Genomic DNA, 1,083 nt, shown 5'->3' with positions numbered 1-1,083 from the left:
GCGCTAATCTTCTGCTGGCGCATGCGAGGAGTCTGGCATGCCGTCGCCGACATGTGACACCACATCTCACGATGCGGATGGCCCGCGTCGCGGGTCGTCCCTGTGCCACCCACCCGTGCCGGTGCTATCCGGCCATGCGCAGCCACACCGTGGTGTCCCGGGGCAGTACGGGCCGGCCGGCCGTACCGGTGTCGAGCGGGCCGCTGGCCAGCAGGACGCGGGCGCCGGCGGGAAGCGGGAGCGGGCTCGCGAAGGCGGTGAGGCAGCGAAAGCCGCCCGGCCGGTCGAAGCAGAGGGTGTCCGGCCCCGCTTCGGTCCACTCCAGCGTTTCGGGCAGCCCCGCCAGTTCGGCGCCGCGCAGGGCGAGCGCTTCGCGGTAGAGGGTGAGGACGGAGTCCGGGTCCCCGTCCTGGGCCTCGGCACTGAGCTCGGCCCACCGCTCCGGCTGGGGCAGCCAGGGCGCGGCCGGGGCGGTCCCGGCGGCGGCCGGGACATGATCGGCGGCCGGGGCGGAGAAGCCGAGGGAGGGGCCGCCGGACTCCCAGGGCAGCGGGACGCGGCAGCCGTCGCGGCCGCGGTCCGCGCCGCCGGAGCGGACGAAGGTCGGGTCTTGGAGGACCTCGTCGGGCAGGTCCTGGACCTCGGGCAGGCCGAGTTCGTCGCCCTGGTAGACGTAGACGCCGCCGGGCAGGGCGAGGGAGACGAGGGCGGCGGCGCGGCCCCGGCGGCGGCCGAGTCCGGTGTCGCTGGGGTCGAGGAGCCGCTTGTCGCCCATGTCGAAGGAGGTGTCGGCGCGTCCGTACCGGGTGACGTGGCGGATCGTGTCGTGGTTGGAGAGCACCCAGGTCGGCGGGGCGCCGACCGGCTCGTGCGAGGCGAGCGTCGCGTCGACGACCTTGCGCAGGGCCCCGGAGTCCCAGGGGCAGCACAGGTAGTCGAAGTTGAAGGCGGAGTGCAGTTCGTCGTGGCGCAGATAGCGGGCGAACTGCTCGGCCTCCGGGAGCCAGACCTCGCCGATGAACACGCGCTCGCCGGGGTAGGTGTCGAGGATCTTGCGCCAGTCGCGGTAGACGCCGTGGACGG

1 protein-coding gene is annotated in these 1,083 nt (G+C 74.1%); it reads right to left on the bottom strand.

Annotated features, from left to right (window positions below; all coding sequences use genetic code 11):
• Positions 1 to 124 precede the first annotated feature (124 nt).
• The coding region (locus tag ACFWBW_RS41585) for an alpha-amylase family glycosyl hydrolase (RefSeq protein WP_385385081.1) at positions 125 to 1,083 on the bottom strand (959 nt) is incomplete at its 5' end.

Origin of the sequence: Streptomyces sp. NPDC059957, assembly GCF_042730015.1 — a bacterium.
GTDB lineage: Bacteria > Actinomycetota > Actinomycetes > Streptomycetales > Streptomycetaceae > Streptomyces.
The sequence above is the reverse complement of the archived record's forward strand: the minus strand, read 5'-3'. Positions and strand labels throughout refer to the sequence as shown.